Origin of the sequence: Streptomyces sp. NPDC056835 (assembly GCF_042789485.1) — a bacterium.
Taxonomy (GTDB): domain Bacteria; phylum Actinomycetota; class Actinomycetes; order Streptomycetales; family Streptomycetaceae; genus Streptomyces.
This window is the reverse complement of sequence record NZ_JBHUBB010000005.1, coordinates 183,158-200,260: the sequence shown is the minus strand read 5'-3', so window position 1 is coordinate 200,260 and position 17,103 is coordinate 183,158. Positions and strand designations below refer to the sequence as shown.

The window sequence follows — 17,103 nt, the reverse complement described above, 5'->3', positions numbered from 1 at the left end:
GCCCGACGCCGCCGAAGCCGAGAGCTGGAGAACACGATGCCCCTGTGGCCGGTCTACACCGGAGCCGATGAACCCCACGTCGGCATCGGGCGGTTGCCCGAGCCGCCGCCCTGGCGCGCCTTCAACGGCGGTCCCGTGATCGAGCCGCCGCGGGACGACCCGGCGCCCTCGCCGGACCGGGTGCACCGCGCGCAGGCGTACCGCGCGACGCGGGAGAGCGTCCAACTGGTCAACGCCGCCCTGTACTTGCGGCGGCCCCTGCTGGTGACGGGCCCTCCGGGCAGCGGTAAGTCGAGCCTCGCGTACGCGGTGGCACGGGAGTTGGGGCTCGGCCCCGTACTGCGCTGGAACATCACCAGCCGGAGCGCCCTCGGCGACGGCCTCTACCAGTACGACCCGCTCTCCCGGCTCTACGCGGCGGGCCGGGGCCCGGAGGGCGGCGATCCCGAGCACACCAACATCGAGGACCATCTGCGGCTCGGCCCGCTGGGCACGGCGCTGCTGCCGTACGAGCGGCCCCGGGCGCTGCTGATCGACGAGATCGACAAGAGCGATCTCGACCTCCCGAACGATCTGCTGAACGTCCTGGAGGAGGGCCAGTACGAGATCCCCGAGCTGGTACGCGCCGCGCGGACCCGCTCCACCGCGGAGGTGCTGGTCGCCGACGCGGACCGGCTGGTGGCGCTGGAACGGGGCCGGGTGCGCTGCCGCGCGTTCCCGTTCACCGTCCTGACCAGCAACGGGGAGCGGGAGTTCCCGCCGGCGTTTCTGCGGCGCTGCGTCACGCTGGAGCTGAAGCAGCCCGAGGCGGCGCATCTGGAGGCCATCGTCCGGGCGCATCTGGGCCCGCTCGACGGGCAGGCACGGGAGCTGGTCCAGCGCTTCCTGGAACGGGGCAGCGGCGGTGAGCTGGCGACGGACCAGCTGCTCAACGCCATCTATCTGACGCGGACTTCGGGGCTCGAAGCGCCCACTCGCGACGAACTCGCGGACCGGCTGATGAGCTATCTGAGCCGGACGCCGGAACCCGATGACTTCTGACCGGCCGCTCTCCGGACTGGCCGCGCTGCGCGAGGTGCTGATGGCGGCGGGCGGTGACCCGCCGACCGGCAGGGAACTGGCCGAGGTGCTGTGGCTGGCGGCTCATGTACGGCCCGAGCCGGAGCCGGACGCCGGGCCCGAAGCCGCCGACGAGGACGAGGCCGAGGACGTTCCTCCGCCGCCCGTCGCGGGTGCCGCCCAGCGTATGGCTATGCCCCCCGACGCTTTTCGGGGCCCGAACCCCGGGGGGATCGCGATGAGCGGGGGGATTCCCCCGGAAGGGGCCGTGTCGGACCCGCCTTCCGGCGCTCCCCGTTCCCCGCACGACTCGGACGACATGTTCGCCCTGTACAGCCGGGCGGTGCCCCGCCGCACCCGACCGGCTTCGCCGTCCCCGGCTCCGGACGCGCGGACCGAAGTGCTCGCCCCCGCCCCGCCGATGATCTCCCATCCGCTCGCGGTCCAGCGGGCGTTGCGTCCGCTGCGCAGGACCGTGCCGTCGCCGCGCGAACGGGAACTGGACGAGACGGGCACCGCGCACCGCATCGCCTCGCTCGGCGCCCGGCGCGGCCGGTGGCTGCCCGAGTTGCGGCCCGCACCGGAGCGCTGGCTCCATCTGCGGCTCGTCCTGGACCGCGGCCCGACGATGGCCATGTGGCAGCCGCTCGCGCGCGATCTGTACACGGCCTTCGGGCAGACGGGCGCGTTCCGTACGGTGGAGCTGGTACGGCTCGGCGCGGACGGTTCCGTACCCCCTCGGCAGTGGACCCCCGGGCGCACGATCGTGCTGGTCCTCAGCGACATGATGGGCCCGCAGTGGCGGCCGGAACTGTTCGGAGCGGCGGGGGACGCGGGACGGCGGTGGTACCCGACGCTGCGCCGCTGGACCCGTGAACTGCCGGTGGCCGTCATCCAGCCGCTGCCGGAGCGGATGTGGCGGCACACCCCGCCGGAGCCGGTGCCGGGGCTGTTCACGGCGGCCGGTCCCGGCGCCCCCACCACCGCGCTGCGCTTCACACCGTACGACGGCGAGGCACGGGGCATTCCCGTGCCGGTACTCGAACCGACAGCGGAGTGGCTCGGCCACTGGGCCGGGCTGGTGGCCTCCCCCGCCGGAGCCGAATTCCCCGGAGCGGCGGCCCTGTTGCCCGCCGGACCAACGGCCGGTCGTTCCGTAACGCTCCCCGAGGAGGACGGGGAGGGCGAGGCCGGTCTGATCCCGTGGAGCTTGCCGGCCAGGGAGTTGGTGCTGCGCTTCCGCTCGGTCGCCTCCCCGCAGGCGGTCCGGCTGGCGGCCCATCTGGCGGTGGGCCCACCGCACTTGCCGGTGATGCGACTCGTACAGGCGGCCATCGAGGAGCGTCCGCAGCCGCAGCATCTGGCGGAGGTGGTGCTGAGCGGCATGCTCACGGCCGTACCGGGCCCCGCGGGCTCCTACGACTTCCGCCCCGGCGTGCGTGAACTGCTGCTCGGCGCGCTGCCGCGTACGGGACTGGCCCACACGGTCGGCCTGCTCGAACGGGTGGGGGCCGTGATCGAGTCGCGCGCGGGGTCGGCGCGCGGAGAGTTCCGGGCGCTGCTGGCCGGCGGCGGCCCGGCGGGGTACGGCCGGGCGGCGGGCGAGCCGTTCGCGCTGGTGAGCCGGGAGAGCGTACGGCTGCTCCGGGGGGCCGAGCCGGAACCCACGCAGGAGCGCGGTGAATGGCTGTTGGGCGGGCGGTACCGAGTGGTGGATGTCATCGGACGCGGTACGCGCGGCTTTCTCTGTTGGGCACAGGACCGGGACCGTACCGTCGCCCTCAAGATCTTCGACGGGCCGAGGCCGTCACTCGATTCCCAGCTGGCGATGGCGTGGTCGGAGTACGAGTCCACCGCCGAACTGCGGCACCCCGGTGTCGTGAAGGTCCAGGAGCCCGGCGTGGACGGCGGCGTCGTCTACCTGGTCAGCGAGCCCCTGGAGGGGAGCACCCTCGGTGACCTGCTGGCGGAGAACGGCCGCCGTCCGCTCCCCGTGACCGAGATCATCGGTATCGCGTCACAGGTGCTCGACGTTCTCTCCCACGCCAGGGAGAAAGGCGTCCGGCCGGAGCCACCCTCCCTGACGAATATCGTCCGACTGCCGGACGGCGCGGTGAAGCTCCTCGGGTCCGGGGTCGCGCCCCGGGACGGCGGATCCCACGACGGATCCCACGACGAACTCCATGCCTTGGGCCGTGTGCTGTACGAACTCGCCACCGGATTCGCGCTCGTTGATGCCATGAACGTCCCGATGCCGCCGCGAGGGCTGCCCCCCACACTGGAGGCGGCGATCCTCGATCTTCTCTCCGACACCCCTGAGACCCGCCGACGCGGCGCCGACGCGCTGAGGTCGCGCGTACCGGGGAGCACGTGGCAGTACGGCGTGCTGGGGCCGCTGAGGGCGATGCACGGCGGGCGGAACCGTACGCCCGCCTCGGGGGCGGGACGGGTCGTCCTCAGCAGGCTGCTGCTCGCACGCGGCGAGCCGGTGTCCCAGGAGGAGTTGAGCCTCGCTCTGGGGGTCGAGCGATCGCCGTGGGACGGGACCATTGTCACGGACGCCCTCGATTTCCTGCTGCACGACGGGCATGTTCTGGAGGGACCCGACTGGTCCTACCGCCTGCGGCTCGACACAGAGCTGGATCTCTCCCACGCCGAACAGCTGGCCGCCGACGCCCGGCGCGCGGCGGAGGCGGGCGAGACACGGCGTGCCGCCGGGCTGTACGAGGTGGCTCTCGGGCACTGGTACGGCGAGCCGCTGGACGGCGTCGAGGGAGCGTGGGCGCAGGAGCGGCGCGAGGAACTGCGCGCGTGGCGGAGGTCGTTGGAGGCCGCCCGCGCCGCGCTGCCTGAGCCCGGCCCGTCGGCCCCACCGCAAGCCGCGCCCCCACCAGAGGCTCCACCGCGGGACGTCCAGGGCGACGATGTCCACCTCGCCATCGGCGGCGTCGAGTTGTTCGGCGTCCCCGGGGGCACCCGGGCCGAAGCCTCGCTGTTCTTCGTCCCCCGGCTCCGGCAGGCGTGCCGGGAGGCGTTCGGTGACCCGGGCACCTTCGAGGAGCGCGGCACCGCCATGGTGCCCGCCACCACCCTCCGGGTGACACCTGGACCGGATTACACGACGCGCGACGTACTCGGCCTGCTCGTCGACCCGTTCGCTCCGATCCTGGCCGAGGGGATGCCGAGGCGGCTCTTCCCGCGGCGCGTGGTGCTGACCATCCATATCCACTCCGGGCCGCCCGACGCCCTCGCCCTGGAACTGGAGCGGGAGTCCCCGGCCCTGGCACCGCCGCGCGGCACGAGGTCCGGGGAGATCGCCATGATGCTGGGGCTACGGGACGACCTGTACCGGCGGATCGGCGCGCCGAAGGGCTACCGTCCCTTCGACATCGAGACCGAGGACGGCAGCACGCATGTCGTCTGGTACCGGGTCATTCACTACGCGCCGCCCAAGCCCGCCTCGCGGCCCTCCTGGCTGCGCCGTCTGTTCGGCGGCGGCGCTACCGCCGGGGACGAGAACACGGAGGCATCGGAGACCCCGGAAACCCCGTAGTACACCGAGGGGCCGGACAGGCCCTGACTCCTAACGCCCCTGGCCGTCCCCGCCCTTGTCGCGGCTCTCCCGAGCCCCGTGCAGCCCCGACCTCATCCGCGACTTGAGATCGTCCGGCGGCAGGAACCTGGACCATCGCTCCGGGAACTCCGAGGGCATGTCCGGGTCGGTCACATCGTCGTCCTGCGGCCCCTCCTGCCCCTCCACCCCGGCCGAGCGGGCCACCAGCTCCGCCGCCTGGGCGGCGCGCAGCCGCTCGTTGGCCGCCCGCGCCGCCGCGGTGGCGACCGACGGCCAGACCCGGTCGATGGCGGCGTTGACCGCCGCGCCCACCAGCACCGCGAACGCGGAGACGCCGATCCAGAGCAGCACGGCGATGGGGGCGGCGAGGGAGCCGTAGATGGTGGGGCCCTCGACCGCGTGGGAGAGATAGATCCGGAGCAGGAAGCTGCCGAGCACCCACATCCCGAGAGCGACCAGACCGCCGGGAACGTCCTCGATCCAGCGTGAGCGCGCCGGAACGGACACGTGGTACAGCGTGGTGAGGAAGACGATGGAGAGCAGGATCACCACCGGCCAGTAGAGGACGCTGACGACCTCCGTGCCCCAGGGGATGAGCTCGACGACCCGGTCGGGGCCGACCACCGCGAGCGGCAGCACCACGGCGCCGATCACGATCGCCACGAGGTAGAGCAGGAAGGCGAGCAGCCGGGTGGCGACGATGCCGCGCCGGCCGTCGAGCCCGTACATCACGGTGATGGTGTCGACAAAGACATTGACCGCGCGGGAGCCGGACCAGAGGGCGATGGCGAAGCCGAGCGAGATCACATCGGGCCGCCCGCCGTGCGTGATGTCCTTCAGCAGGGGTTTGGCGATCTCGTCGACGCCGCGCTCCGAGAGCACCGTGCCGGCCGCCGAAAGGATGTTCTTCTCGATGGAGGCGACGGTGGTGGTGTTGGTCCAGTCGTCCACATAGCCGAGCAGCCCGATGAGTCCGAGCAGCAGCGGCGGCAGCGAGAGCAGCGTGAAGAACGCCGCCTCGGCCGCGAGCCCCAGGATGCGGTACTCGATGCACGAGTTGACGGTGTCCTTCAGCAGCAACCAGGCCATCTTCCGCTTGGATACGTCGCGATAGAGGACTCGGGCCCGGTGGAGTCGACCCGCTGGTCGCTCGGGTGTTTCTTTTGCTGCCTGCACCTCCTTACCGTATCGGCATGGCAGCCAGCACCCACACAGTGACCAACCAGGTTCCGCCCCTGGTGGGGTACGACGTCTTCAACGCCGACCGTGCCCTGACCGAGGGCGTGGAGCGGCACAGCGCGCCCGCACTCCTCGACGAGACCCGCGCGGAGCTGACGGCCCTCGGCCGGGCCGCCGGATCCGCCGAGGCCCAGGAGTGGGGTGCGCTGGCCAATGAGAATCCCCCGAAGCTGCGCACCCATGACCGCTACGGGAACCGGATCGACGAGGTGGACTTCCATCCGGCCTGGCATCAGCTGCTGGGGCGCTCGGTCGGCGCGGGGCTGACCGACGCCTGGGGCCGGCCCGGTGGCCATCTGCGCCGTGCGGCCGGCTTCTTCGTCTGGACGCAGGTGGAGGCCGGGAACGGCTGTCCGGTGTCGATGACGCACGCCGCGGTCCCCGCCCTGCGTACGAATCCGGCGCTCGCCGCCGAGTGGGAGCCGAGGCTGACCTCCCACCGGTACGAGCCGGGGCTGCGGCCCGCCGGAGAGAAGGCGGGCACGCTCTTCGGGATGGCCATGACGGAGAAGCAGGGAGGCAGCGACGTACGCGCCAACACGACGCGTGCGGTGCCGCTGGACGCGGCCGGGGAGTATCTGCTCACCGGGCACAAGTGGTTCTGTTCGGCGCCGATGTGCGACGGGTTTCTCGTCCTGGCGCAGGCGCCCGGCGGTCTGACCTGCTTCCTCGTACCGCGCGTGCTGGCCGACGGCACCCGCAATGTGTTCCGTATCCAGCGGCTCAAGGACAAGCTGGGCAACCGCTCCAACGCGTCCGCCGAGGTCGAGTTCGACGGGACGTGGGCGCGGCTGGTCGGGGAGGAGGGCCGGGGGGTGCGCACCATCATCGAGATGGTGGCGGCGACCCGGCTGGACTGTGTGGTGGGCTCGGCCGCGCTGATGCGGCAGTCGGTGGCGCAGGCGGTGCATCACGCCACGTACCGCGGCGCGTTCGGTGGTGAGTTGATCGACAAGCCGCTGATGCGCAACGTACTGGCCGATCTGGCGCTGGAGTCGGAGGCGGCGACGACGCTCGCGCTGCGGCTGGCGTCCGCGTACGACACCGTCCAGAACGGCGGTGACGGCGCGGACCGGGAGCGGGCCTTTCTGCGGCTCGCGGTGCCCGCGGCCAAGTACTGGGTGACCAAGCGCTGTACGCCGGTCGCGGCCGAGGCCCTGGAGTGCCTGGGCGGCAACGGCTATGTGGAGGAGTCGGGTATGCCGCGGCTGCTGCGCGAGTCGCCGCTCAACTCGATCTGGGAGGGCTCGGGGAATGTGCAGGCCCTTGACGTACTGCGGGCCCTCCAGCGCGAGCCCGAGGCGCTGAACGCCGTGCTCCGGGAGGTCGGCGAGGCGCGCGGAGCCGATCACCGGCTGGACGGCGCGATCAAGGGTGTGCTGACCGAACTGGCCGATCTGTCCGGCATCGAGGCGCGGGCCAGGCGGCTGGTGGAGCGGCTGGCGCTGGTGCTCCAGGGCTCGCTGCTGGTGCGGTGGGCGCCGCCGGAGGTGGCCGACGCGTTCTGCGCCTCACGGCTGGGCGGGGACTGGGGTACGGCCTTCGGCACGCTGCCCCACACGCTGGATCTGGCGTCGGTCGTGGACCGGGCACGGCCGGCCGGCTGACGGGCCCGCCGGACGGGGCGGGCCGATCCGCCGGACAGGGCCTGAGGCGCTGTCCGGCGGCAAGCCGGGGTGGCGCCGCGCCGACACGGCACCACCCCTGACTTGTTTTCACTTTCACGGACTCGCCCGCAGTCCGCCAGAGTTGCAGGCCGTTGCAAGCGGGCGCGCTGGATATCCGAAGCACCGCAGGTGACCGGGGGGCCGATGAAGGACGTATCGCTGAAGGACACACGGCTGAACGACGGGCCGCTCGATCTGGCGCGACTCATGGCCATGGACGGTGCGCGGGCCGCTCGGCTGCTGCACCGCGTACGGGACGCCGCTCTCGCGGGTGAGCCGCCGCCGGTGGCTCCCCGGCCGGTGATCGAGGCGTCATGGCGGCGGATGCTCGGGATCGGGCTGGACCCCGACCGGTCCGCGTATGGCGTGCTGCTGGAGCCGGACGAACTGGAGCACCGCAGACGTGCCTCCGCGCTGAGCGAGGCGATGGACACGCTCAGCGGCGCCCTCCACGAGATCGTCCACTCCTCGCGCCAGGTGATGGTGGTGACCGACGACGAGGGGCGGGTGCTGTGGCGGGAGGGCGGTCCCGCCACGCTGCGGCGGGCGAACGGCATCTGCCTCGAAGAGGGCGCCGCCTGGTCCGAGCGGGCCATGGGGACGAATGCGATAGGCACGGCGCTGGCGACGCGCGGGCCGGTGCAGGTCCACTCGGCCGAGCACTTCGTGCACGGCCTGCGCACCTGGACCTGCTCGGCGTCGCCGGTGCACGATCCGCGCGACGGGCGGCTGCTGGGGGTGGTCGATGTGAGCGGCCCGGCGACGGGTTTCCATCCGACGACGCTGGCGCTGGTCAGTTCCGTCGCCCGGCTCGCGGAGAGCGAGCTGCGCCAGCGGCACGGGAGGGCCGTGGAGCGGCTGCGTTCGGTGGCGGCGCCGATCCTGTGCCGGCTGGGCGGCCGCGCCCTGGCGGTCGACCCCCATGGCTGGACGGCGGCGGTGACGGGCATGCCGCCGGTGGACCGGCTGCCGCTGCCGAAGACGCTGCGGGCCGGCCGGCTGTGGCAGCCCTCGCTGGGCATGTGCACGGTCGAGCCGCTGCCGGGCGGCTGGCTCATACAGGTGGACGAGGAGTGTCCGCCCACCGAGACACCCAGCCGGGTGGTGCTGGACCTGAGCCGCCCCCGGCGCTGGTCGGTCGCGGTGTCCGGGTCGGCGGGCAGCTGGGCGCAGGAGCTGAGCCCGCGCCATGCCGAGCTGCTGTACGTCCTGGCGGTGCACCGGGCCGGCCGCAGCGCGGCGGAGCTGGCCGGCGATGTCTTCGGCGACCCCACCAGGACGGTGACCGTACGGGCCGAGATGTCGCGGGTGCGGCGCCATCTGTCGGGTGTCCTGGCGCACCGGCCCTACCGCTTCAGCGAGGAGGTCGAGGTGGAGGTCGTACGGCCCGAGGACCCCGCCGATCTGCTGCCGCACTCGACGGCCCCGGCGGTGCTGGGCGCACGGCGGCTGCCCTGTCCGTGACGGGGCGGGGGGGCCGGGCGGGCAGGGGCCGGGCGGGCACGGCGCGGTGGGGCGGGACGGGCACGGGGCGGCGGGCCGGGGGCGCGTCCCGGGGTGTTCGGGCGGCGTGGTTTTCTGGCCGGTATGAGCATCTCCGTGACCACCTGGTCCCTGGAACAGACCTCGCCCGACGATCTGCGGCCCGCCGCCGAGCCCCCGGGCGAGGTGCGGATCGTACGGGCGGAGGTGCCGTCGGCGGAGTTCAGCCGGTTCCTGTACACGGCCGTCGGCGACGATGTGAGCTGGCGTGACCGGCTCTCGCTGACGCGGGAGCGGTGGCAGGAGATCATCGCCGCGCCCGGCGTGGAGACATGGGTGGCGTATGAGCGGGGCACCCCGGCGGGGTATATCGAGCTGGCGGCGCAGGAGGGGGCCACGGTCGAGATCGTGTACTTCGGGCTGCTCCCGGCCTTCCGGGGGCGGCGTATAGGCGGCCACCTCCTGTCGTACGGGGTGGCCAGGGCCTGGGACCTGGCCGAGCGGTGGCCGGGGACGGAGCCGACCAAGCGGGTCTGGCTGCACACCTGCTCGAAGGACGGGCCGCACGCGATGGACAACTATCTGCGCCGGGGCTTCAGGCTCTTCGACACCAAGATCGAGGAGGAGTCGTAGCCCGAGTCCTCCGGCCGGCTCGGCCGGGCGCCTTCGCCCAGGAGGCGCTTCCCGCCTTTGACAAGCGACAAGACATGGTTGCCAAGATCGTCGCCTTCTCCGGCCCGTTGGTCCACCTGGTTCGCCCCTCCGGACTCACCTGGCACACGTCCTGGGTTTCGCTGCGACCAGGGACACCGTACGAGCAACGACAGATCATGGCGCTTGCCAAGCTGCACCGGCAACGCCAACCGAGGCTCTGATCCCTTTCGAGCGGCTAAAGATCCCAGTGCGCCTCTTGCCCATCAGGCATCACATAGCTGACGGTCTGCTTGTCCGGAGTGGCCTTGATGGTGAACCACTCCCGTCGCGGCCTGTGGAGAGTCAACCAGCGCTCGTGCGCCTTCTCGATCGGCGCCCAGAGGTCCCGGGGCCCGGAGGTGAGGACCGTGGCGCCGGGCTCCGGCCCGCGGTCCGCGACGCGCGCGTAGGAGCCGTCCAACGGGTCGAAGAGGGTGGTCACATGCGCGCCGTCGGGTTCACGGTGGTAGTCGCGAACGGCATTCGCTGACATGTGCAGTTCGGCGAAGAAAGAGAAAGTCCAGTCATCCAGAACGCTTCCGGACAAATTCGAGTCGCGGAGCGTTCCGTCCACCGGTCCAGGGATCTTCGCGGTCTCTTCGGGAGCGTTCAGAAGAGGCATGAACGCCGCCGGGGTGTGCATGATCCGCCCGGCAACCGTCCCATCGGGAAGTTTCTGAAGCCGGGCGATCATGCCTCCGGCCAGGGCTCCCTTGATCGGTACGACCATGAGTCCTCCCGGCGCGCACTGCTCGAACCACGCCACCGGGATGCGCCGCACCGAGCAGGTCGCGATGATGCGGTCGAAGGGCGCTCCACCCGGGACACCCTCCGCCCCGTCCGCCCACCTGACGGTGGGGGCCATACCCAGTGCCGTGAGCCGCGCCCTGGCCGTGGTCGTCAGACGTTCTGAGTAGTCCACTGTGGTGACAGAAGCCCCGCCCGCCAGCCGGCACAGCAGCGCGGCGTTGTATCCGGTCCCTGTCCCGATCTCCAGAATGCGGTGCCCTGGCCGCACGTCCAGGGCATCGAGCATGTCGGCCATGAGGCTCGGGGCGGTTGAGGACGAGGTAGGCACTCCGGTCACGCCTTCCGGCCCGGCGTCTTCCGCGTGTACTCCGTCCACCTCGGTGATGAGCGAGTCGTCCGAGTACACCTGCGCCAACCAGGCGTCGGCGTCCGGGGCCGTGCTGCTCCAGGGCGTGAACCGGTCTCCGTCCCTGTGATAGAAGACCGGGACGAAAGGATGACGCGGCACATTCAGGAATGCTTCGGCCAGACGGGCCGACAGAACGGCACTACCCCGTTCCATGCTCCGGGCCAAGCTGATACGCGCTTCCAGGAGCCGCTGACTGTCTTCCAATGGAGCCGTCACGTCTCCCCTTCCAAATAATCGGCGATCGCGGCCGTGATGGACATACCCGTCGCCACTTCAATGAATCCGTACTGCCCGGACGGATTCACCTCCAGAAAAACCCACTCGCCTTCGGGCGTGACGACAAAATCGAATGCCCCATAAGGCAATCCGAGTCGATCCAGCATTCGATACACTGCCGCCGCTACCTCAACCGGAGGCTCACACACGCGGTAGGTGTGGCTCTCATAGTCGCTACGCCAGTCCACATGCCCCCGTTCCGAATCCGCGTGGATCTCGGCCGCGAACAGCCGGTCCCCTACCGTAGTCAACCGGACTTCGTGCGCCTTCGGCACCCATTCTTGAAAGAGATGCGCAGTCGTGGCGATATCCGGATGCGGCAGTAATTCGGGGTCAACGACGCTTGTATATACGGCCGCCGTACTGCCGTCCACGATGCCGCGTACAGGGTAGAACGGCTTGTGCACCAGTCGCCCGATGTCGTCGGCGAAGCGCTTTGCGGCATCCGGATCGTTGGTGATGAGGGTTCGCGGAACGCTGAGCCCGGACTCAGCCGCAATGCGGAGTTGCAGCGGCTTGTGCTCGGCATCCGCCGCGTTTCCGGGCGGAGACAACCACCGGCACGGAAGCGCGGTCAGCAGTCCACCGAATCCCAGGCGGGCTTCCCGCTCAGCGACCTTTCGCGCGTCCGCCGACAGACCTTCCGGAAGCCTCGGACGAGTGGGACGACGGCAGTACACGGAACGGACCCTCTCCAACTGGAGAGTCCGGCGGCCGTTGCCGAGCGTGCCGCGCCAGCCGTTCCCGGTGAGACCGGCGGCCAGGGCCAGCCCCACTGGGAACTCTGACACGTCGGCCCGGAACACGGGCACCGCACGCCGGTTCAGCTCCTCAATCGCCAGATCCGCCGTCGGATCGAAGCGGCCCGCCAAAACGAGAACTGTTCCGGCATCGGTCATCAGTCGTCACTCGGCCCCGGGTCGTCCTTCGCGTCCGTCTGCTCAGGCGTGGTCGCTGTGGCCTCGGTCGTGTAATAGGTCATCGGCGGATTCTTCGTCATGAAGATGCCCGGCGGCAGATCGTCGTAGGTGCTGGTCTGGGTCTCCTCGTCGTACTCGATGTCACTGGGCAGGACACCGCCCGAGCCGCTCACCGAGGTGAGGAACCGGAAGGCGAAGGGGGCCGCTCCGCCGAACCCGGTCAGGTCCGGCAGAACTTGAGGTGTGTCCTGATCCAGCGGGAAGCGACCTTCCGGCCGATGCCAGGGTGCGTCAACACCGGCGTGTTCCGTAAGAGTTTCCGTGGGCATTGTTCCCCCTCCTTCTCTTACCCGGTCTCGAACTCGTCGGCTTCCCGAGGGCTCGGCGACTGGGCGTGGTAGTGGTCACGACGATCCTTCCCCTCCCCAGGCGGCTCCCACAGGCGGTCACGGATCTGGCCGCCCGAGTGCCTCAATGCGCCCCCTCGGCCATCCGCACGGCCTTGGACCCTGATCCCATCTGACGCGTCCGGAGCCCGCGAGCAAGATTCGGCGCGGAAACACGACAAACACCTCGCGCCCGTGACGGGCACCACATCGTCTCGAAGAGCGGGACGCCTTGGTCCACATAATGGATAGTGGTGGACTGTCCCGAGATGCGCGTGACAGGCTTCCCTCATGTCCGGAACTGGAATAGCCCTGGTGAGTCGGCGACACGTCGACCTCGGCCGCATGTCCAGCGCCATCTGTCCGGCGGGCTGAGAGTCCCAGCACCGCCGCGATCCAGCGATCTCCCGCTCCCTGACTTCTCTCTGAATCCTCAGCCGCGCACCGCCGCGCCCACGCGCGAGTGTGCGGCTCAGAGCCGCCCTCCTGCATGTCTCGAAGGACGTATCCGCCATGGCCGCCATCCCGGAAAAGCCCTCCAGCGCCACGCCACGCCGCAAGGTGAGCCGTCACCGCGGCGAGGGCCAGTGGGCCGTGGGTCACTTCACTCCGCTCAACGGCAATGAGCAGTTCAAGAAGGACGACGACGGCCTCAATGTGCGGGCGCGCATCGAGAACGTCTATTCCAAGGCCGGGTTCGACTCGATCGACCCCAACGATCTGCGCGGCCGGATGCGCTGGTGGGGTCTCTACACCCAGCGCAAGCCCGGGATCGACGGCGGCAAGACCGCGATCCTGGAGCCGGAGGAGCTGGACGACGAGTACTTCATGCTGCGGGTACGGATCGACGGCGGCCGGCTGACGACCGAGCAACTGCGGGTCATCGGCGAGATCTCGCGGGAGTTCGCGCGCGGGACGGCCGACATCACCGACCGGCAGAACATCCAGTACCACTGGATCCGGATCGAGGACGTGCCGGAGATCTGGAACCGGCTCGAAGCGGTGGGACTCTCCACGACCGAGGCCTGCGGTGACACCCCCCGCGTGATCCTCGGTTCGCCCGTGGCCGGTATCGCCGAGGACGAGATCATCGACGGCACCCCGGCGATCGACGAGATCCAGCGCCGGATCATCGGCAACCCCGACTTCTCCAATCTGCCGCGCAAGTTCAAGTCGGCGATCTCCGGATCGCCGTCGCTGGACGTGGCGCACGAGATCAACGACATCGCGTTCGTCGGGGTGAACCACCCGGAGCACGGCCCCGGTTTCGACCTCTGGGTGGGCGGCGGGCTCTCCACCAACCCCAAGATCGGCCAGCGGCTCGGTGCCTGGGTGCCGCTCGATGAGATCCCGGACGTCTACACCGCTGTCATCTCGGTCTTCCGCGACTACGGCTACCGCCGGCTGCGCACCCGCGCCCGGCTGAAGTTCCTGCTCGCCGACTGGGGCGCGGAGAAGTTCCGCCGGATCCTGGAGGAGGAGTACCTCAAGCGCGAGCTGGTCGACGGCCCCGCGCCCGAGCAGCCCGTACACCGCTGGCGGGACCATGTCGGGGTGCACCGGCAGCGCGACGGCCGCTTCTACGTCGGGTTCGCGCCGCGCGTCGGCCGGGTCGACGGCGCCACACTGACGAAGATCGCCGAGCTGGCCGCGGCGCACGGCTCGGGCCGGCTGCGTACCACCGCCGAGCAGAAGATGATCGTCCTCGATGTGGCGGAGGACCGGATCGACTCGCTGGTGGCCGGTCTTGAGGCACTGGACCTGCGGGTCAACCCGTCACCGTTCCGGCGGGGCACGATGGCCTGCACCGGTATCGAGTTCTGCAAGCTGGCGATCGTCGAGACCAAGCGGCGCGGTGCCACGCTCATCGATGAACTGGAGCGCCGTATCCCGGAGTTCGACGAGCCGATCACGATCAACGTCAACGGCTGCCCGAACGCCTGCGCCCGTATCCAGACCGCGGACATCGGTCTCAAGGGCCAGCTGGTGCTGGACAAGGACGGCAATCAGGTCGAGGGCTTCCAGGTGCATCTGGGCGGCGCGCTGGGCCTGGAGGCCGGATTCGGCCGTAAGGTCCGCGGTCTGAAGGTCACTTCGGAGGAGCTGCCCGACTATGTCGAGCGGGTGCTCGGGCGCTTCCAGAAGGAGCGCGAGGACGGCGAGCGCTTCGCCAGCTGGGCGGCGCGGGCGTCCGAGGAGGCGCTGTCGTGAGCGAGCGCGCGGCCCCCTTCTACTGCCCGTACTGCGGTGACGAGGACCTGCGTCCGAATGAGCAGGGCCATGGCGCCTGGGAATGCGCGGCATGCAATCGCGCCTTCCAGTTGAAGTTCCTCGGGCTGCTGTCCCGTGGACTCCAACGGAGCGATGGAGGCGAAGAGATATGACGGCACTGACGGAGACCGACGATCCCCGGGCCCTGGCCGAGCGCGCGGGCCGCGCACTCGAAGACGCCCCGGCCCTGGAGATCCTCACCTGGGCCGTCGACACCTTCGGCGCGCGGTTCTGTGTGACGTCCTCGATGGAGGACGCGGTGGTCGCCCATCTCGCCTCCCGGGTGCGGCCCGGTGTCGATGTGGTCTTCCTCGACACCGGCTATCACTTTCCCGAGACCATCGGCACCCGGGACGCCGTGGACGCCGTGATGGACGTCCGTGTCATCACGCTCACCCCGCACAGGACCGTCGCCGAGCAGGACGCCGAGCACGGGCCCCGGCTGCATGACCGCGACCCCGATCTGTGCTGCGCCCTGCGGAAGGTCGCGCCCCTTGAGGAGGGCCTGGCGGAGTACGACGCGTGGGCCACCGGACTGCGCCGCGACGAGTCCCCGACCCGGGCCAACACACCGGTCGTGGGCTGGGACGAGAAGCGCGGCAAGGTCAAGGTCTCCCCGATCGCCCGGTGGACACAGGCAGATGTGGACGCCTATGTCACCGAGCACGGGGTGCTCACCAACCCGCTGCTGCTGGACGGTTACGCCTCCGTGGGATGCGCCCCCTGCACCCGCCGGGTGCTGGACGGCGAGGACGCGCGCGCCGGCCGCTGGGCGGGACGCGGCAAGACCGAGTGCGGGCTGCACGGATGACGGGCCGTCAGGAGGGACGTACGAGCGTGACGGGGACAGCGGGGACATCAGGAACAGCTGGAACAGCGGGGACGACAGGCACGACGGGGGCAAGGGAGCAGGGCGCCACGGTCTGGCTCACCGGACTGCCGAGCGCCGGCAAGACGACCATCGCGACCGCGCTGGCGGACCGGCTCCGCGCCGAGGGCCACCGCGTCGAGGTACTGGACGGCGACGAGATCCGGGAATTCCTCTCCGCGGGCCTCGGCTTCAGCCGCGAGGACCGGCACACCAATGTGCGGCGCGTCGGCTTCGTCGCCGAATTGCTCGCGTCGAACGGTGTCAAGGCGCTGGTGCCGGTGATCGCACCGTACGCCGACAGCCGTGAGGCGGTGCGCAAGCACCATCAGACCGAGGGCACCGGGTATCTGGAGGTGCATGTGGCCACGCCGGTCGAGGTGTGCTCCGTACGCGATGTGAAGGGGCTGTACGCCAAGCAGGCGGCCGGCGAGATCTCCGGGCTGACCGGGGTGGACGACCCCTACGAGGCGCCGGACTCGCCCGATCTGCGGATCGAGTCGCACACCCAGTCCGTGTCGGAGTCCGCCGCCGCGCTCCACGCGCTGCTCACCGAGAGGGGTCTCGCGTGACCACCACCGTCGCCGCCGTCACCGAGGGCACGGACGCCCCCTACGCGCTGAGCCATCTGGACGCCCTGGAGTCCGAGGCGGTCCATATCTTCCGCGAGGTGGCGGGCGAGTTCGAGCGGCCGGTGATCCTCTTCTCCGGCGGCAAGGACTCGATCGTCATGCTGCATCTGGCGCTGAAGGCGTTCGCGCCCGCGCCGGTACCGTTCTCGCTGCTCCATGTCGACACCGGGCACAACTTCCCCGAGGTGCTGGAATACCGCGACCGTACGGTGGCCGCGCACGGACTGCGGCTCCATGTCGCGTCCGTGCAGGAGTACATCGACGCGGGGAAGCTGCGCGAACGGCCCGACGGCACCCGTAATCCGCTGCAGACCGTGCCGCTCACCGAGAAGATCCAGGCCGAGCGGTTCGACGCGGTCTTCGGCGGTGGCCGGCGCGACGAGGAGAAGGCCCGCGCCAAGGAGCGGGTGTTCTCGCTGCGTGACGAGTTCTCGCAGTGGGATCCGCGCCGTCAGCGGCCGGAGCTGTGGCAGCTCTACAACGGCCGGCACGCCCCCGGCGAGCACGTCCGGGTCTTCCCGCTCTCCAACTGGACCGAGCTGGACGTCTGGCAGTACATCGCCCGCGAGGGCATCGAGCTCCCGGAGATCTACTTCGCGCACGAGCGCGAGGTCTTCAAGCGCGCCGGCATGTGGCTGACCGCCGGGGAGTGGGGCGGCCCCAAGGAGTCCGAGACCGTCGAGAGGCGCCTGGTGCGCTACCGCACGGTCGGTGACATGTCCTGCACGGGCGCCGTCGACTCCGACGCCACCACGCTCGACGCGGTGATCGCCGAGATCGCCGCCTCCCGGCTCACCGAGCGCGGCGCGACCCGCGCCGACGACAAGCTGTCCGAGGCCGCGATGGAAGACCGTAAGCGTGAGGGGTACTTCTAGCC

The 17,103-nt window shown here is 70.6% G+C and carries 15 protein-coding genes; 11 read left to right on the top strand and 4 right to left on the bottom strand.

Going from position 1 to position 17,103, the window contains the following annotated elements:
* The first annotated feature begins 36 nt into the window (after positions 1-36).
* Entirely contained in the window at positions 37-1,041 is a 1,005-nt protein-coding gene (locus tag ACFRMN_RS08035; RefSeq protein ID WP_383014992.1) for an AAA family ATPase, read from the top strand.
* A complete protein-coding gene (locus tag ACFRMN_RS08030) occupies positions 1,031-4,612 on the top strand; it encodes an SAV_2336 N-terminal domain-related protein (protein WP_383014990.1) in 3,582 nt (1,193 codons plus the stop codon). The genes ACFRMN_RS08035 and ACFRMN_RS08030 overlap by 11 nt, the downstream gene beginning before the upstream one ends.
* Before the next feature lie 30 nt (positions 4,613-4,642).
* On the opposite strand, the gene ACFRMN_RS08025 is transcribed toward ACFRMN_RS08030, so the two are convergent.
* Complete coding sequence (locus ACFRMN_RS08025) at positions 4,643-5,809, bottom strand: YihY/virulence factor BrkB family protein (RefSeq protein WP_383014987.1); 1,167 nt, start codon at positions 5,807-5,809, stop codon at positions 4,643-4,645.
* A gap of 17 nt (positions 5,810-5,826) precedes the next feature.
* Between ACFRMN_RS08025 and ACFRMN_RS08020 the strand changes: the two genes are divergently transcribed.
* The 3 genes from ACFRMN_RS08020 (at position 5,827) to ACFRMN_RS08010 (ending at position 9,654) form a co-directional block, all read left to right on the top strand.
* Positions 5,827-7,479 carry an acyl-CoA dehydrogenase family protein gene (locus ACFRMN_RS08020; protein WP_383014984.1) on the top strand — a complete coding sequence of 551 codons (1,653 nt, stop codon included), beginning with the start codon at positions 5,827-5,829 and terminating at the stop codon, positions 7,477-7,479.
* A 204-nt stretch (positions 7,480-7,683) separates the two neighbouring features.
* Positions 7,684-9,003, top strand: coding sequence for a GAF domain-containing protein (locus tag ACFRMN_RS08015; protein ID WP_383014981.1), 1,320 nt, complete (start codon positions 7,684-7,686; stop codon positions 9,001-9,003).
* Between the two features lie 123 nt (positions 9,004-9,126).
* Positions 9,127-9,654 carry a GNAT family N-acetyltransferase gene (locus ACFRMN_RS08010; RefSeq protein ID WP_383014978.1) on the top strand — a complete coding sequence of 176 codons (528 nt, stop codon included), beginning with the start codon at positions 9,127-9,129 and terminating at the stop codon, positions 9,652-9,654.
* A 256-nt stretch (positions 9,655-9,910) separates the two neighbouring features.
* Here the strand turns inward: ACFRMN_RS08010 and ACFRMN_RS08005 are convergent, their stop codons facing one another.
* From ACFRMN_RS08005 to ACFRMN_RS07995, 3 genes are all read right to left on the bottom strand, one after another.
* Positions 9,911-10,972, bottom strand: coding sequence for a methyltransferase domain-containing protein (locus ACFRMN_RS08005; RefSeq protein WP_383014975.1), 1,062 nt, complete (start codon positions 10,970-10,972; stop codon positions 9,911-9,913).
* 113 nt (positions 10,973-11,085) lie between these two features.
* Positions 11,086-12,048, bottom strand: a complete 963-nt coding sequence (tgmB, locus tag ACFRMN_RS08000) for an ATP-grasp ribosomal peptide maturase (protein ID WP_383014973.1) — start codon at positions 12,046-12,048, stop codon at positions 11,086-11,088.
* A complete protein-coding gene (locus ACFRMN_RS07995; protein ID WP_383014970.1) occupies positions 12,048-12,398 on the bottom strand; it encodes a hypothetical protein in 351 nt (116 codons plus the stop codon). Before ACFRMN_RS07995 ends, tgmB begins: the two co-directional genes overlap by 1 nt.
* Positions 12,399-12,746: 348 nt before the next feature.
* Between ACFRMN_RS07995 and ACFRMN_RS07990 the strand changes: the two genes are divergently transcribed.
* The 6 genes from ACFRMN_RS07990 (at position 12,747) to cysD (ending at position 17,101) form a co-directional block, all read left to right on the top strand.
* Positions 12,747-12,830 (top strand): putative leader peptide, encoded by an 84-nt coding sequence (locus tag ACFRMN_RS07990; RefSeq protein WP_309500612.1) that lies wholly within the window; start codon positions 12,747-12,749, stop codon positions 12,828-12,830.
* A 138-nt stretch (positions 12,831-12,968) separates the two neighbouring features.
* Complete coding sequence (locus ACFRMN_RS07985; RefSeq protein WP_383014967.1) at positions 12,969-14,666, top strand: nitrite/sulfite reductase; 1,698 nt, start codon at positions 12,969-12,971, stop codon at positions 14,664-14,666.
* Positions 14,663-14,839 carry a hypothetical protein gene (locus ACFRMN_RS07980; protein ID WP_165371890.1) on the top strand — a complete coding sequence of 59 codons (177 nt, stop codon included), beginning with the start codon at positions 14,663-14,665 and terminating at the stop codon, positions 14,837-14,839. Before ACFRMN_RS07985 ends, ACFRMN_RS07980 begins: the two co-directional genes overlap by 4 nt.
* The gene (locus tag ACFRMN_RS07975) at positions 14,836-15,537 is read left to right on the top strand and encodes a phosphoadenylyl-sulfate reductase (protein ID WP_383014964.1); all 702 of its coding nucleotides are present in this window, start codon (positions 14,836-14,838) and stop codon (positions 15,535-15,537) included. The genes ACFRMN_RS07980 and ACFRMN_RS07975 overlap by 4 nt, the downstream gene beginning before the upstream one ends.
* Entirely contained in the window at positions 15,534-16,166 is a 633-nt protein-coding gene (gene cysC, locus ACFRMN_RS07970) for an adenylyl-sulfate kinase (protein ID WP_383014961.1), read from the top strand. The genes ACFRMN_RS07975 and cysC overlap by 4 nt, the downstream gene beginning before the upstream one ends.
* Positions 16,163-17,101, top strand: coding sequence for a sulfate adenylyltransferase subunit CysD (cysD, locus tag ACFRMN_RS07965; protein ID WP_383014958.1), 939 nt, complete (start codon positions 16,163-16,165; stop codon positions 17,099-17,101). The genes cysC and cysD overlap by 4 nt, the downstream gene beginning before the upstream one ends.
* Positions 17,102-17,103: the final 2 nt, after the last annotated feature.